Origin of the sequence: Chryseobacterium sp. MEBOG07, assembly GCF_021869745.1 — a bacterium.
GTDB classification, from domain to species: Bacteria; Bacteroidota; Bacteroidia; order Flavobacteriales; family Weeksellaceae; genus Chryseobacterium; species Chryseobacterium viscerum.
Genome location: NZ_CP084579.1, coordinates 3,422,708 through 3,436,260, shown reverse-complemented (window position 1 = coordinate 3,436,260; position 13,553 = coordinate 3,422,708). Strand labels below are relative to the sequence as shown.

Sequence of the window (13,553 nt, the reverse complement as noted above, 5' to 3'; positions counted from 1 at the left end):
TCTAATCCAAAATATATATTTTCTTCTCTTTAAGATTGAAACCTAGCTTTTTACCCAGCCAGTTGATACTCGTTTTACCTTCATAAATAAGACCTTCTACAAAAAATACATCAGGTTTTTCTACGGTTGCAAAAGACGTTGAAATAGAACCAATACTACCTTTATAAAACTTAGTCGTCAAATCGGGATTGAATTCACTTTTCTTCTCCACTACCTGCAGACCTTCTTTTTTGATATCCAGGGTATTCATCAGGCGTTCACTCAGCCAAAAAGAATCTTTGCCGGCACCGGAATCCAGAAGAACGTTGATCTTATATTTATTGTTCAAGAGTACGTAGGCCGTGATATCCAGAGACTGATCTGCATTGGTAGACAGCTGGATATCCATCACTTTTTTGCTGCTCAGTTTTTCTTTTGGAAAGATAAGTTCTTTGGTCGTATAATCGATGATAAACTCAGTGTCATAAAGCATTGGAAGGGAAATCAATCCATCTATTCCTTTGATTTCCATCTCATGCGTGGCATACCAGGTATCTTTAAATTTTTTCCCATTAAAAATAATCTCTTTTGATTTGAAGAGAGGAATGGTCATTTTTTCACCTGTTGCCCGGAAAGCTGTTAGGTAGTTGTATGTTTCTTTTGGTGCGAGATCTTTGGAAAAATTGTTCAGAAAAAGATTGATCCCTCCTCCGGTATCCAATATAAAATTTCCCTTCTTACCGTCTACTTCAGCCCCTACAATCAGGTGGCCGGATGGAAGTATTGACATGGGCATCTTCTGTGCAAAAGCCATAGAAGAGAAAGCTAAGGAAGCGGCAATAGCCGTGTTTTTGATAAAAGATTGAGTAAACATTTGGAAATATTATTATTAGTTTTTAGTTCTGTTATAGGGTGATATGAATCTTTACAAATATAGTCTATTCTTATCACTGGTAAGGTATGCAGGCCCTTCAAAAGGGGCTGGAGGCAGTTGCATAACGGTCTCCAGATACTTGCATAACCCTCTCTAGGGGGTTCATGTACGGTCTCTACCCCCTTCGGAACGGGGTATCCCCCCCTTAGTGAAGGGTCTCTACCCCCTTGGGTAAGGGGGTAGAGGGGGTTGAGTAAGGGGCTCCAGACCCTTATGGAAGGGGCTATAGGGACTTCGGAAGGGGGTAAACGGAATTTTTGAGATAGACAATAAAAAAACGACCTCCACTGGAAGCCGTTTTTTATTCTTATATAGAAGAGATTATCCCTTTTTTAGTTTTGCATTTTCTTCTTTTAAAGCTTTAATCTGCTCTTTCAGAAGATTGATATATTCTTGTTGATTCTCTAAAAGATACTCCGGAATATTACAGTATTGAATGTAATTGATACTTGAACTATCATTGAGAGTAGGTTTGTCATTGTGTTGTATTTGAGAAGGTTTCTCTTCTTTTATATCTTCCAAAGGAACATCCAATGCTTTAGCCAGCTTTTCCCATTCATCATCAAATATTCTGACATCTCCACTTTCTTTTCTGCTGTAGTTGGAGACATCGGTTGCCAGAATATCAGCAATCTGCTGCTGAGTATAACCTTTCTGCTTTCTTATAGTTTTTAGTTTCTCCATTGTCATAGGGTAGCTGTGTTTTTACAAATATAGTGAAAAAATAATACTATAAAATCAAGCTAATATCTGTCTGGTATAGAACTATTAACTCACTTATTAATTTATATTTTATAAAGAAAAGAATTATATTTGAAAGAAACTAAGACAGAAAATTAAAATTAAATGAATAGATTAATAATTATAGGAAATGGGTTTGACCTTGCACATGGATTGCCCACATCATATTCATCATTTTTGAATTTTATTTGGCAGGAATTTCATCAAACAACAACTAATCCATTATTTATGGAATTATTTGAAATTGATGAAATGCACTTGTCAACAAATGGATTGAGTTATCAAAACTATAAAGATTTTTGTAATCAAATGAGATTTAATTATAGGAGTAGTAACTATATGTTTAAAGATTCTTATTATGGTTCTACAAGTTTTAACCTTTTTTATAGAAACACTTTATCTTTTGATGAAGATTACCAAAAAGTCTTTTCCTTTAAGAATAAATTTTTTGAATTAATAACTGTTAGACAAGCAATTAATTGGGTGGATATTGAAAACTCATATTATAAAGTTTTGATATCATTAATTACAGGTGAAGGAAAATATATGCATATAGGAACTGTTAAACAGTTAAATAAAGAATTCACTGTAATAAAAAATCTTTTAGAATATTATTTAACTGAAAAAATTGAAAAAATCTATCAACTTAGTACTTCTTATTCTTATTGTGAATCTATTTTAAGTTTATTTGAGTATAAGTTTAAAAATTTAAAATCACTATATAATGAGGATAATCAATTTTATTTAGAATTCCCACCTGATTATAGAAAAAAACTCGAAGATTTTGATTATTTATTTTCAGAAACATACATTGATAAATCAAATAACACTTATGAAAATCTCTTTCTGGATTTCAACTATACATCAAACGTAGAAAATTACGTTACTAATCTAAATTTTAAAAATTCAAGATTTTTTGGTGAATTTTCACATATACAAATTCATGGTCAATTAAACGACGTTATTAATCCAATTAATTTTGGTTTTGGAGATGAGATGGATGATCATTATAAGTTTTTAGAAAATACAAATGATAATGATTTTCTTGAAAATATTAAATCTTTTATGTATTTGAATAATTCTAATTATAGAAAATTATTAAACTGGATTGAAGCTGATGATTATCAAATATATATTATGGGCCATTCTTGTGGACTTTCAGATAGGACATTATTAAATACTCTATTTGAACATAATAATTGTAAATCTATAAAAATCTTTTATTATAAAGGAAAAGATGGATCAGACAATTTTAAAGAATTATCTCAAAATATATCAAGACACTTCAATAAAAAATCATTAATGAGACAGAAGGTTGTCGATAAAACGCTATCATTACCTTTGCCACAATATGTGAGATATGCTAAAAAGACTATTTAGACAGGATAAATAAAATGTTCAGGTATAAAATCAGGAAAAATAATTCCCTTGATTTCTAGTCTATTATTAAGTTTTGTTAAAATTTGTGTGGGAAAAGTTTTGCAGAAAATAAAAATCGTTCTATATTTGCACCACTGAAAACAACGGTATAGCCGGAGTTTAGGGAGAGATGGCAGAGTGGTCGATTGCGATAGTCTTGAAAACTATTGACTGTAACAGGTCCGGGGGTTCGAATCCCTCTCTCTCCGCTGGTTGAGAAACTAAAATAAGCTAAAACGCTGTAAACATCAATGTTTACAGCGTTTTTTGTTTTAGCGCTAGTATCAGAAAAAATCAAAACTAATCTTTGTAATTTAGTTGGTACACTTAAGTATATCACTTCCATAAATTAGGAGACTATATACTTCTATGTACCAACAGGAAATTCCTTCACTATTTTCATGATAATTATAATCATTCTCAATTAGAAAGAGAATTTTAAGAGTATCATCTATTTGGTACAGGAAAGTATATAGTTGCCTTCACAAAATAATTAAATTTACAATATGACTTATAAAGTTTTGAGTATGAATATTAAGCATCTTACTGAATTTCTATTGGTCTATGTATCTGCTATTGTTGATCAATTAAAATCAATATAATGTATGCGTTTTTAGAATTTCATCATTGAAAACATTACTTTTAATGATGGCAACAAAATTTCTTGCAGATACTTTTTTATCTTTTAAAAGTTGTAGAACTTCAGAAATATCTTCAGTATCTTTTAGTTTTTTCAATTCTCTTCCAATTGGAAAACCGATATGCAATAATCTATCGAAATCTTCCATGTTCATGAAATTCTTTTCATTTATTTGATCTTGAACCTTTACGAATTCTGTTTTATCTAATAAACCATTTTCGCAAGTCAATGTTATATGTTGATCTAAAGTCATTATATTTGTTTAACTGTAAAGATACTAAACTTCAATTACTGTTTTTCCTCAAACCAGAAACTAAATTCACATCCAAATAAGCATAGATCTATTAATGAAAAATGGTAAAATATCTATTCATCCAGATCAAGATAAAAGCGGGAAGAAAAATTTTACAGAAACCAAGTTTTATTATAACTTTAGGCTAAATAATATTCCCTGAAATAAAGTCCATCTTCAAAAAAAGGATTTTCGCATCAATTATGATACAACGTACAAAAAAGTTTCCGACGATGATATCTATTATCAACTATCCATATACCTATTTTTTAGCTGGTCTCGGATGCATTATCGTCATACTTTTGGCAGCGGTCGCAATCATTTCAGGAGGTGGGTTAATTGATAATGGTTTTTGGGAATATTTAACAAATAAGCCAGGACACTTTTTTGCATTGCTTTTAATAACGTTCATCTCAGCCGGTGCGAGTTACTTTACTGCAGCCTATCTTTTTAAAGCTAAAAGAGATAATAAATATAGTATCGTTGTGAATGAGGAAAGCGCATTTATTTTCTTTCCGAATGGCAAAATTTCAGAACAGTTTTTATATTCAGAATTATATTTTTCTAAAGAACAATTTGACTCTGATATTGGCTTGGTCTTAAACATCAAATATAATTTAACGAGATTGACCGTTTATAAAAACGATGGCTATGGCGAGAGTAAAATGTATACTGTCAATTTTCAAAGGGAATATTATGTGATCAAAAACAAGTTTGAACTTTACCGTCATTTTCTTGCAGGAGTACAAATCTTTCGACCGGATCTCAAGATTCAATATTCTGCACTTATTCATTTTCAACTTCTTTAAGGATCCCAATTCTTAACTTTCTATAATTTCTTCTAAGATTAATCACATTATATTATGTGAGAATAGTTTTTCTTATGATAAATATTTGATATTACTGCAAAATTTCATTACTATAATAGTGTCGATTCTCGTTTATTTTCCAATTTTCAAGCTTAGGGGGAAATGATTGCTGTAATAAATGGCAGATATAATTATTAAACCATTAGACCCTACAAAACCTTTACCTTAAGGGGGGAAGCTTGATTATGTAAGTGCAGGTGAAGGATTCTATAGCTATGCAGAAAATAGGTATATTTATCAATTGTACGTATCCTTCAAGTTTTTATTTTGTCAGCAAAAAGCTTTTTAATTTGAACTATAAGTCACACTTTCAAATTCTTTAGGAGAAGGAGAGCATCATTTATCTGTGTTTGATTTTATAAATAAAACATTCGCCAATCCAAATAAAATTTGAGATAGAATTATTTGTACTTAATAATAAAGTCTTCAAAATAAATTTTATATTAGCAATAGGAACAGCTATATAACTGAGATTGACGCAATGCGTGAAGATGAAAGTTAGCGGTCATTGCAGTGCGATGCCTCAAAATTAGCAGCAGACAAATTTTAAATAAAAAATAGTCATCGACACGGCATCAGGAAAAAGAAAAAAAATAACTTGTCGAAAAAATTAATACAAAACGATGGCTGATAAATGATAAAACACAGAATGAAACAATTTATATTTTTTGCAATGGCAATGCTGGGTGTTTTTAAGATTCAGGCACAAAACGGACAAACTGAGAAGCAAGCAATTGCTTTGAATAAAGAGATTTTCAAAATCATTAAGAAAAATTCACTTTTTACGGATTCTTTAAATTGGAAAAATCTTGAAATTGAAAATAAAGCACTTGTCTATAATGACAATAATGCTAATAATGAAAAAATCATTTACGATTTCTACACCAAAAAACTAAGAGAAATTGGTGATAAACATTCGTTTTTTATTTCTTCAAAACAAATTAACGAAATCAGGAATGCCACTATAGCCGAAATTCCACAAGGAGAATATTTGGGTAATGGTGTTGGTTGGGTTAAAGTACCTCGCTTAATGACATTTGATGAAAATTTAGACATTCAGTTTGCTGATACAATTCGCTCCATCATTGAAAAAATTGATACCGACAATACAATTACTGGCTGGATTGTCGATTTGCGTCATAATGGAGGTGGCAATATGTGGCCGATGATAGCCGGTTTAAATGCATTGATTGATGACGCAACCGCAGGTTACTTTGTTCAAGGAAAATCTAAAGTTCCCTGGTCAAATAAAAACGGTACAATTAATGGTAAACCGAAGCCTATAAACACTTATAAAATAAAAAATAATACAGTGAAAATTGCAGTTTTGTTCGATGCAAACACTGGAAGCAGTGGAGAAATGACTGCTGTTTCCTTTCTAGGATTACCTAATGTAAAATCCTTTGGACAAAAATCGGCAGGATATACAACGGCTAATTATACTTTCCGATTGTCTAATGGTGGACAACTTTTATTAGCAAGAACATATGTAATGGATAGAACGGGTGAAAGCTATAAAGGAGAAATTACTCCCGATGTAGTGGTGTCAGACTTATCAAACACCAAAAACGACAATGTAATTAAAACTGCTATTGAATGGCTTTCTGAATAGCGCAATATTTTTTTAACAAGTAATTTTTTCCCAAATAGATAAATAATCTATTAAATGATAAAAGTAATAATTTTTAATGAGTTAAAAGATCACTTCAATTCGGTATATTTCGTACAACCAAGAATTCCTTATGGGGAGTTTTTATTGTAAGTTAACTTTTGCAATCTAATTATTAAATCCGTAAAATGTATCCGTTTTACCTTGAAATGTATCCTTATATTAGTGGATCAAGAATCTATTTTTGCATAGGCATAATATTAGCTTACAATGACAAATAAAATATTTAATATAAAAGATTTTGCATTTTATCTTAACGTTACCAAACCTAAGAATGAGAATCTCTTTATTATTAATTATAGATCCAAGCAGTATCTTTAAGTGAACGTATCCTCAATGTAAATCTCCCCAAACATACCACGAATGGCTGACTTGGAGAAGATGCCTTTATCAGTTTGTGCAAAAGATCTTCAGATAATTTTAGTATAGTTGTAAGAATACTTTTAGGTGGTAATATTCTTACATGTACCTAATAGTAAGAATAGATTAAGTTCAAAAAACGATCATACACACTTTATATGATATGTATAGTGTTCTCCTGTAAAAATCATTTTTGAAATGTGGCTGGTACATTAAAGTATATCGTCACCAAATTGATTTCAAAATATATAAATATAGAAATTCATCTTCAGCGTTTATTAACTAATTTTGAATTTTAATAGCTAAGTGAGGGATATAATTGCACAGGTCAATTATTTAGCATACATTTGTAAGATAATAAGACAACTGCATAATATCAGATTTTAATTTAATCTTAAATGTAATGTCAGTCGCTCAATTTTGTCATTAATATTTTAGGTGTTCTACCTTTTAAGAAGTTTGATTTTCACTCTTAAATTCTATTCATCCATTTTTTTCTCTCAAAAATTATTATCGTTTTGATTTACATCAGGACACAAGGATAATTGATCCTTTAAAACAGAATACAATAATTTTATAATACATATACAATGCAACAAGGAACAGTAAAATTCTTTAACGATGCCAAAGGATTTGGTTTTATTACTCCATCAACAGGTGGTCAAGACATTTTCGTACATACTTCAGGTTTAGTAGATAACATTCGTGAAAATGATGTCGTAACATTCGATTTACAAAATGGAAACAAAGGTGTTAATGCAGTTAACGTTAAAATAGCGTAACTTCAATTAATAACTATATACGTTATTGAGAGAGCAAATAATTTATTTGCTCTCTTTTTTATTTTGAACCTCTCAGGAGATAGTTATTTCTGACTTATCTCAAATACGTTGACTAATCCGGACTTCTGCTTCAGCTAAAATTTATATACAATACCATCCTGATCTGAATCTTGTTGATATGTTATTAGCCATAGGATTTAAAGAATACAATCTTAGTTTTTTTGCAGGTTAGACCGAATAGAACGTTTAAGCATATTTCTTACTACTATGCTATGAAAGAGGTCAATTGAATAAAAATAGAGGTATCCAAACCAGTTATGAAAGTGGACAATAGTGCATACGGTAACTCTTTTCAGGTCATCTTCTGCTTCTGCTATCGACATGGATATATACGCCTTCAAATGCTTATCATCCAATAAAAGGATGGTCTCATTTGCAGACCTATCCGAAACCGAAACAATATGATGGCTAATACCTTTTTCAATACATGCTGCAATGCTTCTAGTACTTTCTTTTTTGAAGTCTTTAACCCAAAAGGTTTAACCAGCATGTTACGCAACATAAATAATGCTTTTATCCAACTTTTTTCTGATCCCCAACCCTCTATTCAGAAATTCAAAGATGTATGTTTATTTATTATTCTGTTGACATGTGTTCTTTTATCCGGCTCTGCAAGAATATTTTTATAATGTAATTTCCAAAAACATAAAAGGACAGATCGCTGATCTGTCCTTTTTATTTTTGCCAGCTTCACACCTATTGATGATGCTCTATTGTTGCTTTAGATCTGTACTTTTTATCTAATTCGCGTACCAAATTCATCGTTGTGGCAGAAAGAACGTAGGCATCCTTATCTTTTTTTGAAGCTTTATCATATAAGTATACAAATTGGAAAGGATCCTCAACATGTTTGATTAAATCTTTTTTGAAGCCTGCTTTATCTATAATAGCGGACATATAACACCCCGGAACATGCCCACTGGTATTCCCCGTATTGATCAGCTTATTCATTTTTAACTTGGATCGGTCTAATGGCTTTACAGACAATAGAGAATCAATATTTTTAATTACTTTGGCTCCATCTGCTATGAATTCTTCACGCGCTCCTCTCTGAAACTCCAATAGTTTTACTGCATCTTTTCCCTCATAGATCTTATCCGTTAAATCAGCACTTCCTTCATTCAGTATTCTCTGAAGCAAATTTATAATAACTGCATCCTCATCTTCTACTTCAAATACAAGTTGGGGTCTTAATACATGATGAAGCTCGTGGCCTCCCATGGCTCCCATTCTATTGTTATCATGAAAATATGCACACATCAGAGTGAATATCATCCAGCTATTCCTCACATGCGCATCATTGTGTATAGGGATAATGGTCACTTTATAGTCTTCAGCTTTTTTCTGATATTTCTTTGGAAGCATCTGATAGGTATACTGATAACAGGTATCAAAATAATGTTTTGGATCTTTCTTCCTGCTCAGGAAGAGAATAGCCTTTTCTCATTTGTTCATCAGTACTCACTCTGACATATAAATACGCTGATTTCATAAGTATGGGTTTATGAAATATCAACGTGAAAAGAGTAGTACCTTATTTAAAATAAAGTTAATTTATTCTTCGGATGTAAATACTATTGGTTTTAGAGACTTTCCTAATACAAACTCATTTTGTTGTTTTTCTCAATGAGGTTATAGTTTATACATTACAATTTTTTTTTAATAAAATTTTATACGTCAAGTTCTGTCGCTTCTGGGGGTGATCTTTGCTTCAAGAAAAAACACAGGAAATGAAATCAGACTTAAAAACTGATGGTGGATATCTTTTGCCGGAAACCACCTAAAAAAATAAGGCTAAAACCTGAAGACAATCTACTAAAAAGAGCTTCAGATCCTAACCTTTATAAAAACCAAAACAAAATTAAAAAATGGAAGCAATTAATCAAAATAATAGCTCACAAACTTTATTCAGATTTGCGACGATGCGTAGCGCGGAATTATCTGATCCAAAGAATAGGGAGAAAAGATTTATTTTCAGAAATTATCTAAGACAGAAGGGAGTAATTGACCCACGAGTAGAAGCAGGAGAATCTTTGAAAAACGTCTGTGGAAAGATCACAGGTTTAACAATAGAAACAGAAGCATCCCTAAAAGCTAAAAGCGTACAATTTTATGAATTGTCAGTTTGGGTTGCAAAAAATAAAGTAAAAGCAACCAAAGAGGAATTTGATGCTAAAATCAAAACTTATAAAGAGACCCCAAAGCCCATTATTGAAATTGACTCTAATATTTGGGATAATCTTATTTATCAGGTGGTTACTCAAAAGGATTTTTATACAAAGGAAACTTTAATGCAATTTTTACATCTTGATCATATTCTTTCCAATTATGATGGAGTTACTCAAGCACAGTATGAAGATGTTATTAAAGCCAAAGTTGTCCTTCCTAGGGAACTTTTTAAGGTAAAAGCTTCATCTTCAGATACGGTTATTTTGAGAGAGGAAAGCAGCTTACAAAGTATTCCTTTTACTGATAGTGCCCTGAAGTTTGCAGAAGCCACAGTAAATCTGAAAGGAAATAAGGATCTTAAAAGAACATTGGAACAATTTGAAAAAAATTATCAAAAAGAATATGGAGCAGCTTATGATACTGCTTATAAAGAATATCAAGAACGGGTAAGACCCGAACAGGCCAGATATGATGCTCTAGTAAAAGAACAGGAATATCGGAAAGAAATTTTCCTGGCAGCAGATAATCGTGAAGGGCTATCAAGTTTAAAATATATTCCGGTTCCGGAAGTCGAAACCTTTACATTTAATTTTCATCCTGAAATTCAGGCAGAAGATTTGCAGCGACAATTAAGTCAGGGAAATAACGAGTCCTTACAACGAATCTTTGGGACTTCTGATTTGGCAGGCGCATTAAATAAAGTTTCAACCTTTACAGAGCTTTTTCAAACCATTGAACAAAACAGCCTACAGCTACAGCAAACGATCTTAAATAATACGAATCTTAATCCGCAGATTTCTACAACAGTAGGAGGAGTTGTTATCCCTGTAACTCAATCTGTAAATACTCAGGAGATTCCTTTTTTTGCTAGAACAATGAGTGGTAATATGGGCTTGGGAGACCATACCATGATTCTGACCACTGATATCAATGCTCCTAAGCACATTGTGAGTGGAAGTTATAATATAAAGTCTTATGATGATCAACTTTTAGCAGGTGGAACCCTGGCTTATACTTTTGATGCTCCCAACGTAACATCTTTATTCAATACTCCAGAAAAAATTCCTGCTGCTGTTATAGATAAAAATGAAATTTTGCTATTGGAAGGCGAAATTATTCTTAATGATGGACTGGTCTATATTATGAAAGCAAAGTTATTGTGGACGGCAAACAGAATGTACAGATTTGAAGGAGCTGGAACATTTACATTAAAAAATAAAAGTACCGGGGGTGATGGAGGAACTGGTAACTGCCTGCCTGTTTTGTTAAGAACCAGATCTTTTCAAAACTATTCGGACAGATGGTTATTAAGTATGACGCCTAAAGAGACTACATCGTTATTTTCCTCGGCTTCAGGAACAATCAAAATATTGGATAATAATGGTAATGTCGTTCAAAGCTCAAATCAATTACAAGTTGCCGGTGGGGGAGATTACTTATCCCTGTTTAGCGATGGCATTTTACCTCAATTGCAAATTACAGAGGCTATAAAGAATGGCTGCCAGCTTGAAGCAGAGCTTACCCTAGATGACGGAAAAGTATATACCTGCAAAATTCCTATGACCATATATACCGCAGGAGGAATAGATTCGGTAACAAAAACCTATAATCTGACAGGTGAAGGAAGTGTTTGTCTGAAAAATAAAGATACCCCGACAACACCTGAGGATGATCAACCATTCATCCCATCAGGCTTTGGAATGAAAAATATTGGTATTGCGGATTACCGAAAGGTAGAACAAAGTACTTACTGTTATGTAGAAGGAGATGTTTCACATATTGAAAACATCATGGCAAGGGAGTATAGAGAGAAATCTTCACGAAGATTAAAAAGAAGTGAATCCCAAACCACTAAATCTACGGAATCTGAAAAAGAGAAATTGACGGATACTACTTCTACGGAAAGAAATGAGATGCAAAGCGAAATCTCTAAAGTACTTCAGGAATCTAAGGATTTTGCAGCACAGGCCGGATTTAATGCATCGTGGGGAGGAAGTACTTCTCCAAGATATATGTTAAATACTGCTGCCAACTATGCTACTCATAGTTCTAAAGAGGAAAGTAACAGACAGGCCGTTACCGAGGCTAAAGATGTTACAGCAAGAGCCCTGGAAAGGATTGTCACCAAAGTGAAAGAAGAACGTATTGATAAAATCCTTGAGGAATATGAGGAAAATAACAAACATGGTTTTGATAATACCAAAGGCAGCAATCATGTTGTAGGGGTATATCGTTGGATTGATAAAGTAGTTAAAAACCAGATCTTTAACTATGGAAAGCGAATGATGTTTGAGTTTATGATTCCTGAGCCTGCAAAATTACATTCATTGGGAATGAAAGTAAGTAACGTTACTGAAAATCAATTGGTGAAACCTATTGATCCGAGAGAATCCGCTGGTATGCAGGTCAAAGACTGGAGTGCTCTAACGGATTCTACAAAACTAAAATACTGGCTGGGTTATTATAATGTTGAAGTTGATGAAAAGCTGGAGCCTGTGGTGTATGTTGGAAAATCAATTGATTACTCTTCCACTGAATCAAAACAGGCCTCTTCAAAATCTGACCTTATTGCTATCCCAGAGCATTATATTACCGAATCTTATGTTGTGAAAAGCAGTAATTCATTCCCAGGTTATAATGGTTGGGGAGATGGGGCAAGTTTACTGGTAGGAGGAGATGGTGCATCCAATGCCTTTTTAAAATTTGTTAGGGAGGTTCCTATTACTATTGCGACAACAAATGCCCATTATTTCCATGCAACGGTTAATATCAAATGTGTATTGCAAGAAGAATATAAAAATGGCTGGCTACAGAAAGCATTCAATAAAATTATTGAAGCCTATAAAGTGGAGCTCAGCAAATATGAAGCTGCATTGGCCGATGCAAAAGCTGTAGGAGTTCAGATCAAAGGATCCAATCCAGGATTCTACAGAAAAATTGAAAATACCATTTTAAGAAGAAACTGTATTTCCTATATGCTGAACCAAAGTCCTGATGCATTACTCACGTTTGGTAAAAAAAGATATTATACCAATGATAATGCTTCTGTAGAAACTTTCCAGAATACAGATATCAAAGTGGATGAAAAACTGGATAAATATGCTGGATTTATCAAATTTATGGAACAGGCATTTGAATGGGAAATCATGAGTTATTATTTCTATCCATATTACTGGGGAGAAAGAAAGTCCTGGGCAGATTTATATCAGTTTGATGATAATGATCCTACATTCAGAGCCTTTATGCAGTCAGGGATGGCAAGAGTTATTGTTACGGTAAGACCAGGATTCGAAGAAGTAGTGAGACATTTCCTTGCCACAGGCCAAATCTGGAACGGAGGTGAAGTTCCTGTGATTGATGATCCTCTATTTTTATCCATTGTGGATGAATTACGCTCACCAAAAGCTACAAAAGAAGGAGAGCCATGGAGAGAGAAAATTCCTACTTCCCTTACTATTCTTCAAGCGGGATCTATTGGGCTGAAAGTTGAAAAAGCCTTGCCTTGCAACTGTGAACCGGGAGTGAAATTTGATGATGAAATGGGAGAAGTCTGTGAAACCAATTTTGAACCCAATGACAATCTTCTTGGAGTAGAATCGCTTGAAGGGCAGAAAGTCATTTCAGGAGACTGGAAATAAA

The 13,553-nt window shown here is 32.8% G+C and carries 11 protein-coding genes and 1 tRNA gene; 6 read left to right on the top strand and 6 right to left on the bottom strand.

The features are described from left to right. Window position 1: 1 nt before the first annotated feature. On the bottom strand, window positions 2–853 hold the full coding sequence (locus LF886_RS15820; protein WP_236850472.1) for a hypothetical protein: 852 nt from the start codon (window positions 851–853) through the stop codon (window positions 2–4). Between the two features lie 381 nt (window positions 854–1,234). Then, complete coding sequence (locus tag LF886_RS15815) at window positions 1,235–1,597, bottom strand: helix-turn-helix transcriptional regulator (protein WP_317207632.1); 363 nt, start codon at window positions 1,595–1,597, stop codon at window positions 1,235–1,237. A gap of 162 nt (window positions 1,598–1,759) precedes the next feature. Between LF886_RS15815 and LF886_RS15810 the strand changes: the two genes are divergently transcribed. Together LF886_RS15810 and LF886_RS15805 are read left to right on the top strand one after the other, a co-directional pair. Next, a complete protein-coding gene (locus LF886_RS15810) occupies window positions 1,760–3,034 on the top strand; it encodes an AbiH family protein (protein WP_236850469.1) in 1,275 nt (424 codons plus the stop codon). A 163-nt stretch (window positions 3,035–3,197) separates the two neighbouring features. Next, window positions 3,198–3,282 (top strand) — tRNA-Ser (locus LF886_RS15805). A 384-nt stretch (window positions 3,283–3,666) separates the two neighbouring features. Here the strand turns inward: LF886_RS15805 and LF886_RS15800 are convergent. Then, window positions 3,667–3,966, bottom strand: coding sequence for a hypothetical protein (locus LF886_RS15800; RefSeq protein WP_236850467.1), 300 nt, complete (start codon window positions 3,964–3,966; stop codon window positions 3,667–3,669). Window positions 3,967–4,238: 272 nt separating this feature from the next. Between LF886_RS15800 and LF886_RS15795 the strand changes: the two genes are divergently transcribed. The 3 genes from LF886_RS15795 to LF886_RS15785 all read left to right on the top strand — a co-directional run bounded on the left by LF886_RS15795 (window position 4,239) and on the right by LF886_RS15785 (window position 7,685). Then, a complete protein-coding gene (locus tag LF886_RS15795; RefSeq protein WP_236850466.1) occupies window positions 4,239–4,814 on the top strand; it encodes a hypothetical protein in 576 nt (191 codons plus the stop codon). A 709-nt stretch (window positions 4,815–5,523) separates the two neighbouring features. Further along, the gene (locus LF886_RS15790) at window positions 5,524–6,486 is read left to right on the top strand and encodes a S41 family peptidase (protein WP_236850464.1); all 963 of its coding nucleotides are present in this window, start codon (window positions 5,524–5,526) and stop codon (window positions 6,484–6,486) included. 1,007 nt (window positions 6,487–7,493) lie between these two features. Next, window positions 7,494–7,685: a cold-shock protein gene (locus tag LF886_RS15785; protein ID WP_236850463.1), complete on the top strand. Its 192-nt coding sequence runs from the start codon at window positions 7,494–7,496 to the stop codon at window positions 7,683–7,685. Between the two features lie 212 nt (window positions 7,686–7,897). Here the strand turns inward: LF886_RS15785 and LF886_RS24150 are convergent, their stop codons facing one another. The 3 genes from LF886_RS24150 to LF886_RS15775 all read right to left on the bottom strand — a co-directional run bounded on the left by LF886_RS24150 (window position 7,898) and on the right by LF886_RS15775 (window position 9,237). Continuing rightward, a complete protein-coding gene (locus LF886_RS24150) occupies window positions 7,898–8,086 on the bottom strand; it encodes a DUF2867 domain-containing protein (RefSeq protein WP_410685637.1) in 189 nt (62 codons plus the stop codon). Between the two features lie 355 nt (window positions 8,087–8,441). Continuing rightward, window positions 8,442–9,110, bottom strand: a complete 669-nt coding sequence (locus tag LF886_RS15780) for a DUF5700 domain-containing putative Zn-dependent protease (protein ID WP_236850461.1) — start codon at window positions 9,108–9,110, stop codon at window positions 8,442–8,444. Between the two features lie 25 nt (window positions 9,111–9,135). Beyond that, window positions 9,136–9,237: a recombinase family protein gene (locus tag LF886_RS15775; protein WP_236850459.1), complete on the bottom strand. Its 102-nt coding sequence runs from the start codon at window positions 9,235–9,237 to the stop codon at window positions 9,136–9,138. A gap of 376 nt (window positions 9,238–9,613) precedes the next feature. Between LF886_RS15775 and LF886_RS15770 the strand changes: the two genes are divergently transcribed. Next, window positions 9,614–13,552 (top strand): hypothetical protein, encoded by a 3,939-nt coding sequence (locus tag LF886_RS15770; RefSeq protein WP_236850458.1) that lies wholly within the window; start codon window positions 9,614–9,616, stop codon window positions 13,550–13,552. Window position 13,553 lies beyond the last annotated feature (1 nt).

Coding starts and splice junctions, on each gene's coding strand:
- LF886_RS15810 (WP_236850469.1), top strand. CDS start 1,760: ATGAATAGATTAATAATTATAGGAAATGGGTTTGACCTTGCACATGGA.
- LF886_RS15820 (WP_236850472.1), bottom strand. CDS start 853: ATGTTTACTCAATCTTTTATCAAAAACACGGCTATTGCCGCTTCCTTA.
- LF886_RS15780 (WP_236850461.1), bottom strand. CDS start 9,110: ATGCTTCCAAAGAAATATCAGAAAAAAGCTGAAGACTATAAAGTGACC.
- LF886_RS15800 (WP_236850467.1), bottom strand. CDS start 3,966: ATGACTTTAGATCAACATATAACATTGACTTGCGAAAATGGTTTATTA.
- LF886_RS15795 (WP_236850466.1), top strand. CDS start 4,239: ATGATATCTATTATCAACTATCCATATACCTATTTTTTAGCTGGTCTC.
- LF886_RS15770 (WP_236850458.1), top strand. CDS start 9,614: ATGGAAGCAATTAATCAAAATAATAGCTCACAAACTTTATTCAGATTT.
- LF886_RS15790 (WP_236850464.1), top strand. CDS start 5,524: ATGAAACAATTTATATTTTTTGCAATGGCAATGCTGGGTGTTTTTAAG.
- LF886_RS15785 (WP_236850463.1), top strand. CDS start 7,494: ATGCAACAAGGAACAGTAAAATTCTTTAACGATGCCAAAGGATTTGGT.
- LF886_RS15815 (WP_317207632.1), bottom strand. CDS start 1,597: ATGGAGAAACTAAAAACTATAAGAAAGCAGAAAGGTTATACTCAGCAG.
- LF886_RS15775 (WP_236850459.1), bottom strand. CDS start 9,237: ATGAAATCAGCGTATTTATATGTCAGAGTGAGTACTGATGAACAAATG.